This window comes from Streptococcus sp. ELY_90 (genome assembly GCF_058314475.1).
The window spans coordinates 107,732-127,967 of record NZ_JBZFUJ010000001.1; the positions used below are offsets into that span (position 1 = coordinate 107,732).

A 20,236-nucleotide genomic window follows, 5' to 3' on the forward strand; every position below is an offset into this window, starting at 1 on the left:
AATATGACAAAGAAAAAAATACTTGTAACAGGTATTGTTCCAAAAGAAGGACTGACAAAGCTCTTCGAAGACTTTGATGTGACCTATTCGGATGGCGAACCGTTTTCACGAGAGTATGTACTGGAACATTTGCATGAATACGACGGCTGGTTATTGATGGGGCAAAAAGGTGACAGAGAAATGCTTGATGCCGGTAAAAACTTAGAGATCATTTCTTTGAATGCTGTCGGCTTTGACCATGTTGATATTGCTTATGCTAAAGAAAAAGGAATTGTTGTTTCTAATTCTCCTCAGGCTGTTCGTGTGCCGACTGCTGAGATGACCTTTGCCTTGATTTTGTCAGCTGCTAAACGTCTGGCCTTTTATGATAAGATTGTCCGCAATGGCGACTGGATTGATCCGAGTGAACGCCGCCACCAAGGTCTAACACTTGAAGGGGCAACATTGGGGGTTTACGGTTTTGGCCGAATCGGCTCGACTGTCGCTAAACTGGCACAGGCCTTTGGAATGAAAGTCATTTATAATGATGCTTACCGCTTATCAGAAGAAAAGGAAAAAGAACTTGGTGTTACTTATGCTGACTTTGATGAATTGGTTCGGACAGCAGATGTTATTACCATTCATGCTCCCTTCCTGCCATCAACTAAACATAAGTTTAACAGAGAAGTTTTCAAGGCTATGAAAAATCGCAGCTATCTTGTTAATGCTGCGCGCGGCCCGATTGTGTCAGAAGCAGATTTAGTAGAAGCGCTGGAAAAAGGAGAGATTGCCGGTGCCGGTCTGGATGTTTTTGAGTTTGAACCGCATGTTTCAGAAAAACTGCGTGCTCTGGATAATGTTATGATGGCTCCTCATGCGGGTACAGGTACTGTTGAGGGACGTCGGACTTTGGCAGAAGAAGCGGCAGAGAATATCCGTTCCTTTTATGCCGGAAACCCTGTTAATGTTGTTAACAAATAGTTTTTATCAATTAGCCATGCTTATTTATTCTGATATTCAAAGCTGTCAAGGAGTTTTTGCGCAGCAGGAGTCAAGCAGCAAGAAGGAAGTTTTTTGAAGCTTTCTCTGTGCTGTGGCAAAAGTTTCCTGTGCAGCTGTTAGAGATACGCATGGCTGTGTTTTACAGATAATGACAAAAACCTACCTAAGAAAATGAGGTTACTTTATGTTAGAAGCTCTGCACAATTTCTTTGATGCTTTTGGAGCATCAGTTGTTGTTCCGGTGATGATTTTTATTGTTAGTTTATGTCTGAAGGTCAATGCTAAGAAGGCCTTGTTCAGTGCCCTTCGTGCAGGTGTCGGTCTGACAGGATTCAGCTGGATCATTTCTTCCTTTTCACCACTTGTTACCAAGTATATCAAAGCTATGGTTGAATCAACCGGTCTGAACCTGCCGATTGTTGATATCGGCTGGCAGACAGGTTCTCTGACAGCTTTTTCGTCAACGATTGGCTTATCTTTTTTTGTTATCGGTCTGGTGATTGAGCTGGTTATCTTTTTACTGGGAATCACACGCGTCTTTACCCCGGCCAATCTCTGGAATAACTTTGGCTACATGATTTGGGGGACTCTTGCCTATCAGGTGACCCATAATTTTATTCTTTCATGGTCTTTGTTCTCCTGTATTCCTTAATATTATCAGAAACTGTAGCTGATCGCTGGTCCGATTATTTTGGAATTAAAAATGCGACCGTAAACTCCATTCACAATATTGAAACTGTGGTACCTGCCATCGTTTTAGATCCTTTGTGGAATGCTTTGGGATTAAGTAAAGTTAAACTCAACCCAGATTCTCTAAAGGCTAAACTAGGCATCTTTGGAGAGCCGATGACCCTTGGATTTATTCTAGGTTTGATTATAGGTGTATTAGGCAGTATTCGTAATTTAGGGGATATTAAGGCTTGGGGAGGCATCTTTCAGTTTGCGGTGGCTTTAGCTGCTGTTATGACAATTTTTCCTTTGATCACAGGTGTTTTTGCCCAAGCTTTTGCGCCTCTTGCTCAGGCTGTTGAGCAAAATAAGAAGAAAGAAAGTGAGACGGAAGCAGCAACAGTCAGTAAGAAACGGTGGTTTATTGCAGTTGATGATGGTGTGGGCTATGGAGAACCGGCAACAATTATATCCGGTTTGATTCTTGTTCCTATCATGGTTCTTGTGTCTCTTTTACTGCCTGGGAATCGAGCCCTGCCGGTTGTTGATCTGATTGCTATTCCTTTTATGGTGGAGTCTATGGTAGCCATCACTAAAGGGAATATCCTAAAAACGATTTTGAATGGTATCATCTGGTTTTCTCTGGGGCTCTATGCAGCTTCCTATCTTGGTCCCATTTATACTCAGGCTGTGCAGCAAAGTAACAGCTCACTGTTACCGGCTGGAGTAGCTATCATTATGAGTTTTAACCTTCTGGCTCACCCTCTGACGGCTTTAATTTTTATCGCTTGGATATCGGGCAGTCCACTGTGGATAGGCTTAACTGTCATCGTTTATCTTATCGCTCTGTTTATATTGCGGACTCGCCGCGAATCCATCTACACTTACCTCAATAAGATGGCAGATAAAAATAGCGGCTTTGAAGGAAGCTCTGAAAAAATCGTTCTCAGTGAAGATTGATAAAGAATTTAATGGAGGAAAAATGATGAAAAAAATTGACGGACACGCCCATATTGTCGATGCTATCGCCGGCTTTAATGGGAAAGGGCGGTTAAATGCCCTTGGCAATGGTTATGCCATTTGGGACGATGGTGAAGTTATCAAATTGATTGAAGATCATTATGGGGATAGAAATTTTCCGGCAGAATCTCTGCTAGATTATATGGATAACAATGACGTTGAAAAAGCTGTTATTTTGCAGGGTCATCTCAATGGCTACCAGAATTATTATACTTATCGGACCATTAAGAAGTATCCTCAGCGTTTTACAGGGGCTTTTTCAGTAGATCCCTTTGCAGATAATGCTATGGCAATCGTACAGCGCCATGTTGAAGAATTAGGTTTTAGGGCACTCAAACTTGAAATCAGTCAGGGCGGAGGTATTCACGGCTATCGCGGTCTTAAGACCCCTTTTCGTCTGGATTCAGATCCGCATGTCAGCCAGATTCTGACTTATTTGCTTGATTATCCTGGTTTTGTCATAACTGTTGATTACGGTAACTGGGATCAAATCAGCCATCAGCCGGATGCTATTGCAAACTTAGCGCGTGTTTATCCCAGTCTTGATTTTGTTGTCTGCCACCTCTCTTTCCCACATGCAGATAATCCGAATCGTCTGCGAGCTGAAATTAGCAGCTGGAAAGATTTAGAAAATATCTATACCGACATATCAGCCATTCAAGATATTGACAGACCTGATAAGTTTCCTTTTCCAAAATCGAAAAAGAATGTGCAAATTGCCAAAGAAGTTCTTGGAGCCAAGCGCATTATATGGGGAACAGATTCTCCCTGGTCGGCAACCTTTAACACCTATGAGGAACTGGCCACATGGCTGGAACACACCGATATATTTACGCAAGAAGAGTTGGCAGATGTTCTCTACAACAATGCTGAACGTGTTTACTTTAAGTCAGAATTTGTCAAGGCCAATCACGAGGCCTTTGATCCAGCTACTAAAGACTTAAATCTATAGGCAGGGGAGCTGGGAAAATGTTCTCAGCTCTGTTTATTTTTTACAGGAGGTGGCCCTTATGCGGTATTTTTTAAGCATTGATTACGGCGGTACCAATACAAAAGCTGTCTTATTTAATGAAGACGGACAGCAGCTGGCTGTTTCATCTTTTGAAACACTCCGTATCGAAGATAAACCGGGTTATAGAGAAGTGGACTTGAAAGCGACCTGGCAGGCAATGGTTAACGCTATTCAAAAGGTTATTGAAGCATCTGGCATTAGCAGTCAGTCTATTTCAGCAGTCGCCTGTATCGGACATGGTAAAGGTTTGTATCTGTTGGATAAGAAAGGGCGTCCTTTTAAACGCGGTATTCTTTCGACAGATAACCGAGCTACAGCTTTAGCCCAACAGTTTGAGAAGCGAGTGTCAGAAATTTGGCCTCTAACCCAGCAGCATATTGTCGGTGTCCAGAACCCAGTCCTTTTACGGTGGATGAAGAATCATGAAACGGAGCTATACCAAGAAATTGGTGCAATTCTGTCTGCTAAAGATTTCGTCCGTTTTAAATTAACCGGTAAAATCAATCAGGAGTATGGAGATGCTTCAGGAAACCACTGGATTAATTTTAAGACTGGCACCTACGATGAAAGAATTTTAGACTTTTTTGGCATACCTGAGGTGAAATCAGCCCTCCCTCCTCTTGTTGATTATGCACAAGCTGTGGGTGGCGTCAGCAGCAATGCTGCTCACGAGACTGGCCTTGCTGAAGGAACTCCTGTTATTGGCGGTTTGTTTGATATTGATGCCTGTGCTGTTGGCTCGGGTGTTCTAAAGGATGATGTTTTTAGTGTGATTTCAGGAACGTGGAATATCAATACTTATCCCAGTAAGATTGCGGCTGATCAAGACAGCGGTCATATGAATTCTTATTTTCCTAACCGTGATTTTTTAGTTGAAGCCAGCAGCCCGACATCTGCAGGCAACCTTGATGCTATTCTGAAAATGCTGATGGCTGAAGAAATTCAAAACAGTCAGCAAGAAGGTCGTTCAATTTATGACAATTTAGAAATCTTTTTGCAGGAAACCAGCGCATCCTATACACCCGTCTTATTTTTCCCTTTTCTCTATGGCAGTAATGTCGGGCAGGACGCCAGAGCGAGTTTTTTTGGATTGAGTTCAACGACTACCAAGTCTCATATGCTTCGTGCGGTCTATGAAGGAATTGTATTTGCCCACAAACAGCACATTGATCAGCTTATAAAAACAAAAGGAGGAAAGCCAAAGAAAATCAGGCTCTCAGGCGGTGCTGCTAATTCACGGGCTTGGATGCAGATCTTTGCAGACATTCTCGATATTCCCATTGAAACCGTTGAGGGGAGTGAGTTAGGTGCTCTAGGTGGTGCGATTGCTTGTTTGCAGGCAATTGACGGCTTAAGCTTAGAAGAAGCCTGTCACAAGATGGTGAAACCTAAAGATTATTTCGAACCGGTTGCAGCAGAACATGCCTGCTATGAAGCAAAATACCGAGTTTATCAGAGCCTTATTGAAGCTATGCAGCCGCAGTGGGAATTGCTGAGCGCTCTGGAGAAACTCAATGAGTTAAATTAAAGGGGCTAGCATGAAAAAAGAAGATATTATTGTTAACAGTATTGCTTTTTTAAAAGACCTACAGGCTGGTAAAAGCCAGGAAGACTTACTTGCAAGCGTTTATGATTTAGGATTTAGAAGATTTGAAGTCAGACGTGAATTTAGTGGGAATAGGACAGCCGACTTGATTCGATTAAAGAAAACGGCTGATAACTATAGCATATCGCTTTTTTACAGTATTAATGAAGATTTATTTATAAACGGAAGAATCAACCCTCTGCTGACAACTCTTTTTGAAGAGGCGCAGACTTTAGCAGCTCCTTTTATTAAATTAAATACGGGTGACAGCCAAGGGGTGACCAGCCAAGAGTTAAGAAAGTTATCAGATTTTCCTCTTGATAAAATCGGTATACGGGTAGAAAATAATCAAACGCCGCTCCATGCCAGCCTAGCCAACTGCCAACACACGATGAATTTGATGAAGGCCGCTGAGCTGCCTGTCAGCTTTGTGTTTGATACGGGTAATTGGGCTTGGGTTCATGAATCCGTTGAGGAGGCGCAAAAAATTTTAGCTTCTGTTACGACCTATCTTCATTGCAAAAATTATAAACTCGTACATAATAACCCCCAAGTTAGTTCTAGCTTGTTTGAAGGTGAGCTGGATATTTGTCAGATTAAAGAAGCTTTTCCTTCTTTAGAATACCTTGCTTTAGAGTATCCATCAACTGCTGAAGTGCTTAACCATGATGCAAACCGGCTTATTGACGCTGATTAAGACAGACAAAAACTAACGTTATTTTTGTTTGGCATCAAATGCAGGATAAAAATTTATGAGGAAAACAAACTGCTTAGAGTTTTAGGGACTCTTTCCTGCCCTTTCTGCTTTACAGATTTTTTAATATCCTCATACTTTACGAGAGGAGAAAAAGTGATTCTTTTAGATAAACGAAGTTATGCTCTTCTCAATTATTTGCTAGAGTTAGAAGAGCCGGAAACCGTTATGAGCATATCGAAGGCTTTGAGTCAATCCCGGCGAAAAATTTATTATCATCTTAACAAAATTAATGAAGCTCTGCCTGTGGGAGTAGATAAAATTGTCTCCTATCCCAGAATTGGAATCGTATTAAACAAACAGCAAAAAACAATCTGCCGTGATTTAATGAGTCGGCTGGATGATTATTCCTATGTCATGAGCGCAGAAGAACGGCAGCAGCTGATACTTATCTATATCAGTGTTGCATCTGTTCGAGTAACGATTGATAAAATAATGAATTTGACCGATGTTTCTCGCAACACGGTCTTAAATGATTTACAGGAAATACGACAGAAATTAGCAGATGATGCCTTTGGAATTAATCTTCAAGTGAGTAAATCAGAAGGGTATTTTTTAGTTTGCCCGGCCTTGATTAAAATTCAATTTTCCTACAAACTTTTACAAACGATTATTTATAAGGGGAGCGATGCTTTTAAAGAAATTGTTTATCAAAAAATCAAGGAATATTCCCCCAATAATCGCTATTTTTCGAAGGAAATGCGTGGTTATTTAAGTGAACAGGTAGAAAATTTAAGCAATAAATTAGGGAAAAAGGTTAACCGCTATGATCGTCAATTTATGGCTGAGGCTCTTCCTTATTTGCTGAGTGCCTATCGAAGCATGGTTTTATCTGAGGAAGATAAACTTGCCTTTAAACGTGAGTTTAATCTAGCGCGTGAGCGTAAAGAATACAGCTTGGTACACGATTTAGCAGAAAGGATTTATCAAACCTTTAATCTTCGTTTGGATGCATTGGAAAAATCTATTGTCACTCTTTTGCTCCTGTCTTTTCGCAAGGACCGTGATGAACATGCGGACAGCCATGATTACGATGCTATGCGGTACCAGCTGAGCCTATTTTTAAAAAAATTTGAAGTCCTCCATCATAGCAGTTTTAATCATAAAGAGCTGCTTCTTGACCAGCTGGTTGCTCACTGTAAATCTATGCTTTATCGAAAAACATTTAATATTCCTTCGATTAATCCTTTAACCAAACAGATAAAAGAGAATTATAAGCAGCTCTTTGACCAAACAAAATCCTGTGCAGATATTTTGGAGAAAGCGTGGGTTATTAGCTTAACAGATGATGATATCGCTTATTTAACCGTTCATTTGGGCGGAGAACTGGAAAGAAAAGAGCAGCCCAAAATGCGATCTGATAAGATTAAGATAACTTTAGTCTGTGATGATGGTGCCGGGGTCCAACGATTTTTCTTGCGTCAATGTCAGCAAGTGCTTCCGCATCCCCACATTGATGCAGTCTTTACTTCAGAGCAATTTCACAGTATCCATGACCTTTTAACATCAAATTTTGTTATTACGACTACAGATTCAAGTATTTTAAATTCACCAGTACCAGTCTTGCATGTACATGCTATCCTGACAGATGATGACAGTGTCAAAATGATACGCTTTATTCAGGGTGAAAAAGCTAAAGAAAGCAGATTAGACGAGAAATTGCGAACATCTGTCCATCCTTATGTGAAAGATACTAAGAGTGCCTATGCTTTAGTTAAAGAACTAGAAAAAATTTTTTATCAGGAACTGTTAAAAGATGTCAGGGATATATGAGGTTTATCCAAACAGGACAGCATGTCCCCGACTTTTTAATTTCCGAGAAGAATTGCAAATCTACGAATAAAAAGTGGGCAACACTATAATTGTCAGAAAATTTTTGATCCGTTTTCGCTTTGTTACCATCACTGTTAAATTTCTGGAATATTATTGCACCTGCTAGTTTAAAGTGTTAAAATGACACCGATATTTAAAGGGGGTGCCTGATGCTTTAGCAGTGCTTTCAAATGTTAAGGAGTGTGTTATGCTGTCGCCAAAAGTAGGAAGAGCTGTTCTTATCAGTTATCCCGTTTTGTTGCTTATTTCCCTATTGTTACCCATTAAAAATATTAAGCTTATCGTGTTTATAATCTTTATGATAGAAAATATTTCAGTATTAATACTTTATTGGAATAAAAAGCATCAAAATTGACAAATGAGTTCATTTTATTGTCTCCAATAGTGGCGCAGCTGAGCCATTTATTATGGACAAATTAATAATTGGGATATATTAACATGATAATAAAAAATGAAAAAACACGAAGGATAATTTTTTTACTATCTTGGCTTTTGTTAGCCACAGGTCTTGCTTTGGTTGAGTGGTCGAATTCAAGAATTGTGGCAATAATACTATTTACTGTACTCACAGCTACGGCTGTTTTCAATTTTTTTAGTATGGCAAAAGCTCAAGAGAAGAATAATAAAGGTAATGGTAATCAAAAAGCAAATAATTCGGTTGGCAATACGATGCCGAATCGAGCACGAAAGATAATTTATTTGCTGTCTTGGTTTATATTTGCCATGGTTACTGCTGTCATTATATGGCGCTATTCAAAAATAGCAGCAATCGTAATAGTCATTCTTATCACAGCCGTAACTGGTTTTGTCATGAAAAAAGCTGAAAATAGTAAAGATACCTCAGGATAGAAGATGTGATAAATAGAGTAGGAGCTACAATGAAGTTTGGCGATAATATTATTTTAGTTTTTACCTTGGTTCTGGTGATTTCCTCGACCGCATCGGTTATCGCCTCTTCCAGCAGCAGTCAAAAGGTCAAGCAGATTTGTGCGGTTATCACCATCATAGTACAAGCTTTTCTGCTGGCTTATATAGGCTTTTGCTATTTAAAAAATAAAAGAAAATAAATTATTTTTCTAATCGTTGGCGAATATAAAAGGTAGGAAGGTGAAGGAAGAGCGGGATAAAGTTCTGAAATTAGTTTTTAGCGATCAGCCTTTGGGTCATTGTATGAGATGACTGGCTTATTTTTTGTAAGAAATTAATAAAAACAATAGTTATCAGAAAATTTATACTCGCTTTTCACTTTGTTTCCGTCAAAGTGAAAAGTCAGAAATATTATTGAACCTGTCATTTTAAAATGCTAAATGACAGCAATATTTAGAAAAGGAGAAGTTTTATGAATACAGTAACTTTAGACTCAATGGCATTTGACCATTTTGAAGCAGCAGGAGAAGACTATCTTGCAGATATTGATGGTTCAGGTTTTGTTGGAGCAATTGCTGGTGGAGTTTTAGGAGCTGGAACAGGATTTACGGCTGGTTTCAAGCCAGCTCAATTTTTTTGGCGAGTTCCAGTTGCAGGACCTTATCTAGCTCTTGGGACTCTCGGCTTGACTACAGTGGCAGGTGTTTATATTGGTGCTAGAGAAGGGTGGGGAGACGGAGGGTTCTGGTAATTAACAGCTTCTAGTTATCAATTGAATCATTTCTATATATTGAAAATTAGTTGTATGACTTCAATTGGTACTACGCTTACTTAAAGTAGGTTTAGAGTTAACTTTAATAATTTTAATAGTATTTTTCTTTTGGAATACGAATGTTAGTCTATTCTAGGTACAAGGTATATTATTGAATTCATTAAAAATATCAGTACAAATTTAGAAAAGGTGATGTTGGTTTATGCACATAATTCAGTCAATTTTAGTGTTACTTGCTCTTTGTGTATTAGCACTTATTTCTTACCGCAGTAAAAACATAGTAATTTCATTTATCTGTGTCATCATTTTGCTTGGTCTATTTGTTTATTATCTTTTGCATTAGTGAAAGCAAAAGTATTGTCAAATTATTGGTTATATGCTGGCTTTATGAAAGGTTTCAGCTATGATAAGTACGGAATTTGGATTAAAAAATGTTAGGAGTTTGATATGAAAATTTCGGTACATACTATAATAATTTGTCTGTTGTATGTAATCAGTATGAGCATTTTGGTATTTATTCCAAAGTGGTTTCCAAGTAAAAACATAGAGCTGATTACTTTCCTCATAGGATTGGTGGCAAGTTTACTTATGATTGCAGTATACGGTAAGTATTTCTTACAAGTACTAAGAGATTTAAACTCCCATAAATAACGGTAGATTTTGGTTAATTTGGTGCTGCTATTGGTGCAGCTGCAAGTTTTAATTCATGGTACGTATAATGGGTTTGTAACAGGTTATTGATATGTTAGATTTTAAGAAAGTCTTAGTGATTGCAATGTCAGCGACTATTATTTCGGGAATTTTAGCGAGGATTAGTGCATCCAGCGGAAATAATACGACAAAATATTGTTGTCTTACTTTACTAATTTTGGTGGATATTATTTCACTAATCATTATCGGCGTTAGTTATTTTAAGACCAAGTAACAAGTAATCAAATTCAGATTTTAAAGTCGTAAAACTCATTGTAGTTCTATCATATTTTAGTCCCTCTTCAATCATCAGTATTTAATCATTTTGGCAGATGTAACTGCTCTTTCTGAAGCTGAAGATTGGAAAAACGGATGGTAATAACATGTGGAGTATTTTAAGTCGTCTTTTTATGATTAGCTGCATAGTATGTCCGTTAATCGCTGCTTATGGCAATTAGGCTGATTTCTTTTGGGGTCTTTGTATTAGAGTGTATTGCAATAGCATTTTATGGTTTATATTTGTTCTTTTTTTAATAAAAACTGATTGTAATTTAAATGACAGTAAACTTATTAAAATTTGCTTGAAATCTCTATAGGAGCTGGTTATAGCCTATGATTAAACGTCTATTTCAGAATAGTTTGCTGCCGATTTTTGTAATAATGGGGTTAATGGCTGTATACACACCGATAAGACCCCTTAAGTACATTCTTGTTGGTTTAATGGTCTTAGAAGGACTTTCTCTCATTGTGATTGATGGCGCAAAACTATTAAAGATGATAAAACATTAAATTATGAGTGATGCTGGAGAAGTATGATGATAGCATGGTAAGCGTTTCTTTAAGATATTAAAGTATTTTAAGGCTTTAAAATGACCCAGAATAGTTTGGGTTATTTTTCTGAAAAATGGATGAAGAAAGATTAGTTTTATGGAACAGGTTATTTATGTTGTTTTAATTGTGGTAGCTGTTAATATTGTCTTAGAAATTATCAAAAGAATTATCAGAGGAAGAATGGGTGTTTCTGAGCCGCTGCCGGAAGGCACTTCTCGTCTTTTCTGGCGCAGACATTATAAGATGGTTCCCCAGATTGATACCAGAGACTGCGGGGCAGCAGCCTTGGCTTCTGTTGCTAGGCACTATGGTTCGCACTATTCTCTTGCTCATCTGCGGGAATTGTCAAAGACCAATAAACAAGGAACGACGGCTCTTGGCATTGTCGAAGCTGCTAAAAAGATTGGCTTTGAAACACGTTCTATTAAGGCGGATATGACGCTGTTTGACTATGATGACTTGACTTATCCTTTCATTGTCCACGTGATTAAGAATCAACGCCTGCAGCATTACTATGTTGTTTATGCCAATGAAAAGAACAATCTCATTATTGGGGATCCGGATCCGTCGGTCAAGGTCACTAAGATGAGTAAGGAGCACTTTCAGTCAGAGTGGACAGGAGTAGCCATTTTCTTGGCTCCGCAGCCGAATTATAAGCCTCATAAAGGTAAAAAGAACGGTCTGTCTAACTTCTTCCCTTTAATCTTTAAGCAAAAAGCGCTGATGACTTATATCATTCTGGCCAGCTTAATTGTAACCTTGATTGATATTGTCGGCTCCTACTATCTTCAAGGTATATTAGATGAGTATATCCCCGATCAGCTGGTGTCGACCTTGGGGATTATTACCATCGGTCTGGTCGTTACCTATATTATTCAGCAGGTTATGGCTTTTGCCAAGGATTATCTCTTGGCAGTTCTCAGTTTGCGCTTGGTGATTGATGTCATTTTGTCTTATATTAAGCATATCTTTACTCTGCCCATGTCTTTCTTTGCGACAAGACGTACAGGTGAGATTACTTCCCGCTTTACAGATGCCAATCAGATTATTGATGCTGTCGCATCAACTATCTTTTCCATCTTTTTAGATCTGACCATGATTGTCTTGGTTGGCGGGGTCCTGTTGGTGCAGAACAATAACCTGTTCTTTCTGACTCTGCTGTCCATTCCGATTTATGCTGTTATTGTTTTTGTTTTCTTGAAACCTTTTGAAAAAATGAATCACGAGGTCATGGAAAGCAATGCCGTGGTCAGCTCTTCTATCATTGAAGATATCAATGGGATGGAAACCATCAAATCACTCACGAGTGAAACAACTCGTTACCAAAACGTTGACAGTGAATTTGTGGATTATTTGGAAAAAAATTTCAAACTGCACAAATACAGTGCTCTTCAATCTGCCCTGAAAAGCGGTGCCAAGCTTATTCTTAATGTCGTTATTCTCTGGTACGGTTCGCGCTTAGTCATGGATAATAAAATTTCAGTCGGTCAGCTTATTACCTTCAACGCTTTATTATCTTACTTTTCAAATCCGATTGAAAATATTATCAATTTACAATCCAAGCTGCAGTCCGCCCGTGTTGCCAATACTCGTTTGAATGAGGTTTACTTGGTTGAATCTGAATTTGAAAACAGCGGTGAGTTGTCAGACAGCAGTTTTTTGGACGGTGATATTACTTTTGAAAATCTTTCCTATAAGTACGGCTTTGGCCGCGATACGCTGTCAGATATCAATTTAACCATCAAAAAAGGGGATAAGGTCAGTATTGTCGGTCCCAGCGGTTCCGGTAAGACAACTCTGGCCAAGATGATTGTCAACTTTTATGAGCCCAACACAGGGATTGTCCGTATCAATGGCAATGACCTAAAGGTTATTGATAAAACCGCTCTGCGGCAGCACATTAGCTACCTTCCTCAGCAAGCCTATGTGTTCAGCGGATCTATTATGGATAACTTAACTCTGGGTGCCAAAGAAGGGACAAGTCAGGAAGAGATTATTCGTGCCTGCGAAATTGCTGAAATCCGCTCAGATATTGAACAAATGCCGCTGGGCTATCAGACTGAATTATCAGACGGTGCCGGTGTTTCCGGCGGTCAAAAGCAGCGTATTGCCCTGGCCAGAGCACTCTTAACCAAGGCACCGATTTTAATCCTTGATGAGGCTACCAGCAGTCTGGATATTCTGACCGAAAAGAAAATTGTTGATAATCTTTTGCAGATGTCCGATAAAACCATTATCTTTGTTGCTCACCGCCTGAGTATCTCCCAACGGACTAACAATGTTATCGTCATGGATCAGGGACGGGTTGTTGAGCAGGGAACACCTGAGAGCCTTTTGGCTGATAAGGGTCTCTATTATGAGCTGTTTCATTGAAAGTGAGGAATAAGATGGATCCTAAATTTTTACAAAGTGCAGAATTTTATAGGAGACGCTATCATAATTTTGCGACCCTCTTGATTGTTCCTTTGGTCTGCTTGATCATCTTTATAATAGTCTTTCTCTGTTTTGCCAAAAAGGAAATAACCGTCACATCCACAGGAGAAGTGGCTCCGACAAGGGTGGTATCGGTTATTCAATCCTACAGTGATACGTCCATCATTAAAAATAATTTGGACAATAATGCCAGCGTTAAAAAAGGCGATCTGCTGCTTACCTATTCAGAAAATGCCGACTCTAAACAGCAGGCTGAACAAAAGAAAATTGTAGAAGAAAGGCAAAAACGAGCAGAAGAAGCCAAGAAAAAAGCTAAGAAAACTGATAAAAAAGATAGCAAGGAAAAATCCAAAAAGAAATCTGACAGCAAAAATTCTAAAAATGATGATAAAGACAAGGACAGTAAGGATAAGAAAGCTGAAAAGAAGAGCTCCGGCAATGATGATGAGGTAAAGAAAATTTCTATCTTTGCTTCAGACGATGGGATTATCCACACCAATCCCAAATATGAAGGGATCAATATCATTCCTAAGTTGGCTGAAATCGGTCAGCTTTACCCTGACATTCGAAAGTCCAAGAAAGTCTTGATTGTCTATTATGTCTCTTCTGATGATGTTGTTTCTATGAAAAAAGGACAAAAGACCCGGCTTTCTTTGGAAAGAAAGGGCAATGATCGAGTTGTTCTTAAAGGTAAAATTACCAATGTTGCCTTGTCAGCTACCAAAACCAAAAACGGCAATCTCTTTAAGGTAACTGCCAAAGTAACGGTCTCCAAAAAAGACAGCAAGCTTGTGAAATACGGCATGACTGGCAAGACAGTTACGGTAACGGATAAAAAGACCTATTTTAACTACTTCAAAGATAAACTGCTGCACAAGCTTGAAAATTAAGATTGATTTTCACTGCCGTACTGCCGGCAAATTCCTTTTTACAACTGGCAAAAGACCTGTTTTTTCTGCTTAGGAAGAACGGGTCTTTTGCATAACTGCAGTATCGTGGTAGTGCAAAAGCTTATCGGCTAAAGAAAGCGATTCGCTCTTTTGGAAGTATGGTATAATGAAGCTAGTACCTTAGTGTGCTTTTCATGATTCTGCCGATGCTGTTTGGAGAAGGATTTTCCCAGCAATAAACGATTTTTGACAGTTCCTGCTTTTATCGAAATGACCTGTCGGCGTATTGTTTTGTACTGCAAAGTTCTAATAGATTAACAAAGGATGTGGAAAATGATTATCCTGGATCGAAATAGTTATGATCTTCTGGCTTATCTCATCAAGTTAGAGGAGCCTGAGACCGTTATGACTATTTCAAAAGTTTTAGGCCAATCGAGGCGCAAAGTTTATTATCATCTGGATAAAATAAATGAAGCCCTGCCGCCTCAGCTTCCTAAAATTATCAGTCATCCGCGTGTGGGAATTCTCCTGTCGCTTAAGCAAAAGGAAGCCTGCCAAACTCTTTTAGCTGGTTTGGATGATTATTCTTATGTCATGAGCGTGCATGAACGGATGCTTCTTAGCATTACTTACATTGCCGTTTCCAGAGACCGTGTAACCATTGAGAAACTGATGCAGCTGAACGGCGTGTCCCGCAATACGATTTTAAACGATCTTAATGAAATCCGCGAGAAACTGTCTTTTGAGCAATACAGTATCCAGCTGCAAGTTACTAAGTCGCGGGGTTATCACCTGAAATGTCATCCTTTGTCTAAGATTCAATATCTGAATAAGCTGCTCTACACCATTTACATGGATAGCAATCCCAATTACACCGCTATGGTTCGCGATAAATTACGGCATTTTGTCGGTCTGTCCGGTTATTTTTCAGGTGATATTTCTGCCTTTATGGACAAGGAACTGCAGGCGTCTCAGAAATTGCTGGGGAAAAAAATCAATTCTCAGGATATCCGCCTGATGGCTGAGACGCTGCCTTATCACATTTTAAGCTACCGCAATCTGAGACTGTCTGCGGAGGAGCAAAGTGATTTGCTGCAGGAATTCTCCCCTATTAAAGAACGAAAAGAGTATGAGATTGCTAAAAATCTAACCGCAAACCTGAAAAAAGAATTTGGTTTGGAGCTGGATGAGATTGAAATATCCTTAGTTGCGGTTTTGTTTTTGTCTTACCGCAAGGATCAGGATACTCATTTGGAAAGCCATGATTATGATGATATGCGCCGCATATTGGGACATTTTATCAATACTTTTGAATTGGATTACCATGTTCATTTTCAAAATAAAAAGCTGCTGCTCGATCAGCTGCTGACGCACTGCAAAGCCCTGCTTTTTCGAAAAACCTACGGCATAGCAGCCAATAATCCTTTGACCGAACAAATTAAGGATAAATATGCAGATTTGTTTGCTATGACCAAGGCCTGTATCCCTCTTTTGGAAGAGTCCTGGTTTATCAAAATGAATGATGATGATATTGCTTATATTACGATTCATATCGGCGGCGAATTAGAGCATGCCGAATCGAAGCCGACACCGCCTGTTACTCTGGCTTTGGTCTGTGATGAGGGCATCGGTGTTCAAAAATTGTTCATGCAGCAGTGCAGTCAGTATCTGCCTCACAGTAAAATTGAAGCGGTTTTAACGTCTGAACAGTTTTACAGTATTGCTGATATTATTGCCGTTGATTTGGTGATTTCGGCTGCTGATAAGCTTGAGACCAAGCTGCCGACACTCTTTGTTCATTCGATTTTGACGGACGACGATGCCATAAAATTAATCCGCTTTGCTAAACAGCATGCTCAGGCGGGTCAGGACGATTTTGATAAAAAATTAGAAAGCTATATCCGTCATTATGTCAAAGATGATAATGACTGCTATGTTTTAAAAACCAAAATTGAGCGTTTAATTAATCAAGAACTGCTCTATGATACACGGCTGAAAACGGCAACTGAAAACTAGCTCTGGTTTGAAGCAGTCTTGCAGTCAAAAACACCGCAGCTAAAAGCCTGCGGTGTTTTGTTAAGCTTAAATCCAGCTGATGCCTGGTTGAATTCGTTTTGCTGTATAGAAATTTTGAAATGTTATAAGATACGTACACAGTCATGCATCAGTCACAGTTCCGTTTTTATCTTGGCAGGTGTTAATGAAGCCTGCCTGCAGAAACCTCTGCTTTTGCTTTCTCGATTTAGCATATACTCCTTTCTTTATTTTACCTAACGGCAGACTTAAGCTTTGGAATATTAAAACAGTGTCCTGTTCAGCACTGCCAAATAGAAGGCACCTTTTTGGCCCTCTAATACTATTATTCGTAAATGCACTTGATTTTTCAGCTAAAACAATTGGAAACAGTATAGTTTATCGATGAGACCTTTAACAACAGTCCAAATGTGAACACAAATTTGTGCTTTATTTGGTCTTTTTTTAGGATTATGATAGGGGTATCATAAAAGTGTAGAAAATATATCCAAATAGAGGAGGAAGCGTCAATGGCTAATGTTAAAGACATTACAAGAGAATCATGGATTTTAAGCACTTTTCCTGAGTGGGGAACCTGGCTCAACGAAGAAATCGAAGAGGAGGTCGTTCCTGCTGATAATTTTGCCATGTGGTGGCTGGGCAACTGCGGTGTCTGGATAAAAACACCGGGCGGTGCCAATGTCGTTATGGATCTTTGGTCTAACCGCGGCAAATCAACCAAGAAAGTGAAAGATATGGTACGCGGCCATCAAATGGCTAATATGGCCGGTGTGCGTAAATTGCAGCCTAATCTGCGCGTGCAGCCCATGGTTATTGATCCTTTTGCCATCAATGAACTGGACTACTATCTGGTTTCCCACTTCCACAGTGACCATATTGACATCAATACAGCTGCGGCCATTGTCAATAATCCGAAATTGGATCATGTTAAATTTGTCGGCCCTTACGAATGCGGTGAAATTTGGAAAAAATGGGGTGTTCCGGAAGATCGCATCATTGTTATTAAACCGGGTGAATCCTTTGAATTTAAAGACATCAAAGTAACAGCTGTTGAGTCTTTTGACCGGACTTGTTTGGTAACTTTGCCGGTGGACGGTGCAGATGAGCAGGACGGTGAGCTAAAAGGTTTAGCTGTTACAGATGAAGAAATGGCTCGCAAGGCCGTCAACTATGTCTTTGAAACACCGGGCGGAACTATCTATCACGGTGCTGACTCCCACTTCTCAAACTATTTTGCCAAACACGGCAAAGACTTCAATATCGATGTTGCCATCAACAACTATGGTGACAATCCTATCGGTATTCAAGACAAGATGACCTCTATTGATCTTCTTCGTATGGCTGAAAACCTGCGTGCAAAAGTCATCATTCCAGTGCATTACGATATTTGGTCTAACTTTATGGCGTCAACCGATGAAATTTTAACGCTTTGGAAGATGCGCAAAGAACGTCTGCAATACCAATTCCACCCATTCATCTGGGAAGTTGGCGGTAAATATACTTATCCACAGGATAAGGACAGAATTGAATACCACCATCCACGCGGTTTTGATGACTGCTTCGAACACGACTCTAACATCCAGTTTAAGGCATTGCTGTAATTAACTACTGTATCTGTTTATGCTTTAAGCTGAGACGGCTTTGGTTACTGCTGTAACCTCTGCTTTGTCTGGACGGCAAAATCAAAGCTAACTTTTCAGGCAGCTGCTTATTATAACTGTTTTTGTCACACCTGCAGGCAGGGCAGCTGCTAAAAATGACAGTTTCTATCCGCATATCGCCCGATGTGTGGATAGTTTTTTAAAAGAAGACGGCTTGCTTTCTAAGATTTCTGGAAGAAGTAAGCGTTTTATGCTAAAATAAGGGTATCAATTATAAAGGAGAATATTATGTCAGATTTATCGGTTAATGCCATCCGTTTTTTGGGTGTGGATGCTATTGAAAAGTCGAAATCAGGCCATCCGGGTGTTGTTATGGGGGCTGCACCTATGGCTTACAGCTTATATACAAAGCACTTAAGAGTCAGTCCGAGTCAGCCAAACTGGATCAACCGTGACCGTTTTGTTTTGTCTGCAGGCCACGGATCTATGCTTTTATACGCTCTCTTGCACTTGTCAGGCTTTGAAGATGTGAGCATGGATGAAATCAAACAGTTCCGTCAGTGGGGTTCAAAAACACCGGGACATCCAGAATACGGCCACACTGCCGGTGTTGATGTGACGACTGGTCCGCTTGGGCAAGGGATTTCGATGGCTGTCGGTTTGGCACAGGCTGAGCGCTTCTTGGCAGCCAAATACAACCGCGAAGGCTATCCTATTTTTGATCACTATACCTATGTTATTGCCGGTGACGGTGATTTTATGGAAGGTGTTTCCGGTGAAGCCTCTTCCTATGCCGCTAAACAAAACTTAGATAAACTGATTGTCCTTTACGATTCCAATGATATTTGTTTGGATGGTGAAACCAATGATGCTTTCACTGAAAATATCCGTGCTAGATATGAGGCTTATGGCTGGCATACCAGCTTGGTTGAAGACGGCACAGATGTTAATGCCATCAGCCTTGCTATTGAAGAGGCTAAAAGTGCCGGTAAGCCAAGCCTGATTGAAGTGAAAACAGTGATTGGCTACGGAGCTCCTACTAAAGGCGGAACCAATGCTGTTCACGGTGCACCGCTTGGAGAAGAGGAAGCGGCTGCAACCCGCAAAGCTCTCGGCTGGGATTACGCACCGTTTGAAGTACCTGAAGACGTCTATGCTGACTTTAAAGAAAATGTTGCTGACCGCGGCGAAGCCGCTTATGCCGCTTGGTCAAATCTGGTAGGAGAATACCGTCAGGCCTATCCTGAAGAAGCGCGTGAAGTTGAAGCTATTATCTCCGGCAAGGATCCTGTTGACATTAAAGAAGCAGACTTCCCTGTTTATGAAGATGGCTTCTCCCAAGCCACCCGCAATTCTTCACAGGATGCTATCAATGCAGCGGCAGCTGTCCTGCCTAACTTCCTTGGCGGATCAGCTGACCTGGCTCATTCTAATATGACCTACATTAAAGAAGATGGGCTTCAGGATGCTGATAACCCGCTCAACCGCAATATCCAGTTTGGTGTGCGCGAGTTTGCTATGGGAACTGTTTTGAACGGTATGGCTCTTCATGGGGGCTTGCGTGTTTACGGCGGCACCTTCTTTGTCTTCTCAGACTACCTTAAGGCTGCTGTTCGTCTGTCAGCTCTTCAGGGTGTTCCGGTTACTTATGTCTTTACCCATGATTCGATCGCTGTCGGTGAAGACGGGCCTACTCACGAACCGATTGAACATTTAGCCGGCCTGCGTGCTATTCCTAATCTGACAGTTTTCCGTCCGGCAGATGCGCGTGAAACACAGGCTGCTTGGCATTATGCTCTGACAAGCAAGACCACTCCAACAGCTCTTGTCTTAACCCGTCAGAACTTAGCTGTTGAAGCAGGGTCAAGCTTTACTTCGGTTGCTAAGGGTGCTTATGTCATCTATGAAACAGGCACAGATTTTGATACGATTCTTCTGGCATCCGGCTCAGAAGTTAATCTGGCTGTTAAGGCAGCAAAAGAACTTGAAGCCAAAGGCGGCAAGGTACGGGTTGTATCTGTTCCGTCAACCGAGCTCTTTGATGCTCAGTCCGATGATTACAAGGAAGCTGTTTTGCCAAGCTCGGTCCGCCGCCGTCTTGCAATTGAAATGGCAGCAACACAGCCTTGGTACAAGTATGTCGGCTTAGACGGCAAGGTTCTTGGTATTGATAAGTTTGGTGCCTCAGCTCCGGCTGCTGAAGTCATTGAAAAATATGGCTTTACAGTTGAAAATGTTGTCAATATTGTGAAAAGCTTATAAGC

General features: G+C 40.3%; 14 protein-coding genes and 1 pseudogene. All 15 read left to right on the forward strand.

Annotated elements, in window-relative coordinates; genetic code table 11:
- The first annotated feature begins 3 nt into the window (after window positions 1–3).
- Window positions 4–960: an NAD(P)-dependent oxidoreductase gene (locus AC4HAF_RS00520; RefSeq protein ID WP_491096242.1), complete on the forward strand. Its 957-nt coding sequence runs from the start codon at window positions 4–6 to the stop codon at window positions 958–960.
- 205 nt (window positions 961–1,165) lie between these two features.
- Window positions 1,166–2,610 (forward strand): annotated as a pseudogene (locus AC4HAF_RS00525) (PTS galactitol transporter subunit IIC).
- Window positions 2,611–2,635: 25 nt separating this feature from the next.
- On the forward strand, window positions 2,636–3,622 hold the full coding sequence (locus AC4HAF_RS00530; RefSeq protein ID WP_491096396.1) for an amidohydrolase family protein: 987 nt from the start codon (window positions 2,636–2,638) through the stop codon (window positions 3,620–3,622).
- A gap of 58 nt (window positions 3,623–3,680) precedes the next feature.
- Entirely contained in the window at window positions 3,681–5,210 is a 1,530-nt protein-coding gene (locus tag AC4HAF_RS00535; RefSeq protein ID WP_491096243.1) for an FGGY-family carbohydrate kinase, read from the forward strand.
- Between the two features lie 10 nt (window positions 5,211–5,220).
- On the forward strand, window positions 5,221–5,964 hold the full coding sequence (locus AC4HAF_RS00540; RefSeq protein WP_491096244.1) for a sugar phosphate isomerase/epimerase family protein: 744 nt from the start codon (window positions 5,221–5,223) through the stop codon (window positions 5,962–5,964).
- Between the two features lie 153 nt (window positions 5,965–6,117).
- Complete coding sequence (locus AC4HAF_RS00545) at window positions 6,118–7,794, forward strand: BglG family transcription antiterminator (RefSeq protein ID WP_491096245.1); 1,677 nt, start codon at window positions 6,118–6,120, stop codon at window positions 7,792–7,794.
- Between the two features lie 498 nt (window positions 7,795–8,292).
- Complete coding sequence (locus tag AC4HAF_RS00550) at window positions 8,293–8,703, forward strand: hypothetical protein (protein WP_491096246.1); 411 nt, start codon at window positions 8,293–8,295, stop codon at window positions 8,701–8,703.
- A 29-nt stretch (window positions 8,704–8,732) separates the two neighbouring features.
- On the forward strand, window positions 8,733–8,921 hold the full coding sequence (locus AC4HAF_RS00555) for a hypothetical protein (protein ID WP_491096247.1): 189 nt from the start codon (window positions 8,733–8,735) through the stop codon (window positions 8,919–8,921).
- 272 nt (window positions 8,922–9,193) lie between these two features.
- Entirely contained in the window at window positions 9,194–9,472 is a 279-nt protein-coding gene (locus AC4HAF_RS00560; protein WP_491091664.1) for a hypothetical protein, read from the forward strand.
- 1,323 nt (window positions 9,473–10,795) lie between these two features.
- The gene (locus tag AC4HAF_RS00565) at window positions 10,796–10,972 is read left to right on the forward strand and encodes a hypothetical protein (RefSeq protein WP_315685741.1); all 177 of its coding nucleotides are present in this window, start codon (window positions 10,796–10,798) and stop codon (window positions 10,970–10,972) included.
- A gap of 138 nt (window positions 10,973–11,110) precedes the next feature.
- On the forward strand, window positions 11,111–13,387 hold the full coding sequence (locus tag AC4HAF_RS00570; protein ID WP_491096248.1) for a peptide cleavage/export ABC transporter: 2,277 nt from the start codon (window positions 11,111–11,113) through the stop codon (window positions 13,385–13,387).
- 14 nt (window positions 13,388–13,401) lie between these two features.
- The gene (locus tag AC4HAF_RS00575; RefSeq protein ID WP_491096249.1) at window positions 13,402–14,337 is read left to right on the forward strand and encodes an HlyD family efflux transporter periplasmic adaptor subunit; all 936 of its coding nucleotides are present in this window, start codon (window positions 13,402–13,404) and stop codon (window positions 14,335–14,337) included.
- 333 nt (window positions 14,338–14,670) lie between these two features.
- Window positions 14,671–16,353 carry a BglG family transcription antiterminator gene (locus AC4HAF_RS00580; protein ID WP_491096250.1) on the forward strand — a complete coding sequence of 561 codons (1,683 nt, stop codon included), beginning with the start codon at window positions 14,671–14,673 and terminating at the stop codon, window positions 16,351–16,353.
- 527 nt (window positions 16,354–16,880) lie between these two features.
- Window positions 16,881–17,972, forward strand: a complete 1,092-nt coding sequence (gene ulaG, locus AC4HAF_RS00585) for an L-ascorbate 6-phosphate lactonase (protein ID WP_491096251.1) — start codon at window positions 16,881–16,883, stop codon at window positions 17,970–17,972.
- Window positions 17,973–18,260: 288 nt separating this feature from the next.
- On the forward strand, window positions 18,261–20,234 hold the full coding sequence (tkt, locus tag AC4HAF_RS00590; RefSeq protein ID WP_491096252.1) for a transketolase: 1,974 nt from the start codon (window positions 18,261–18,263) through the stop codon (window positions 20,232–20,234).
- Window positions 20,235–20,236: the final 2 nt, after the last annotated feature.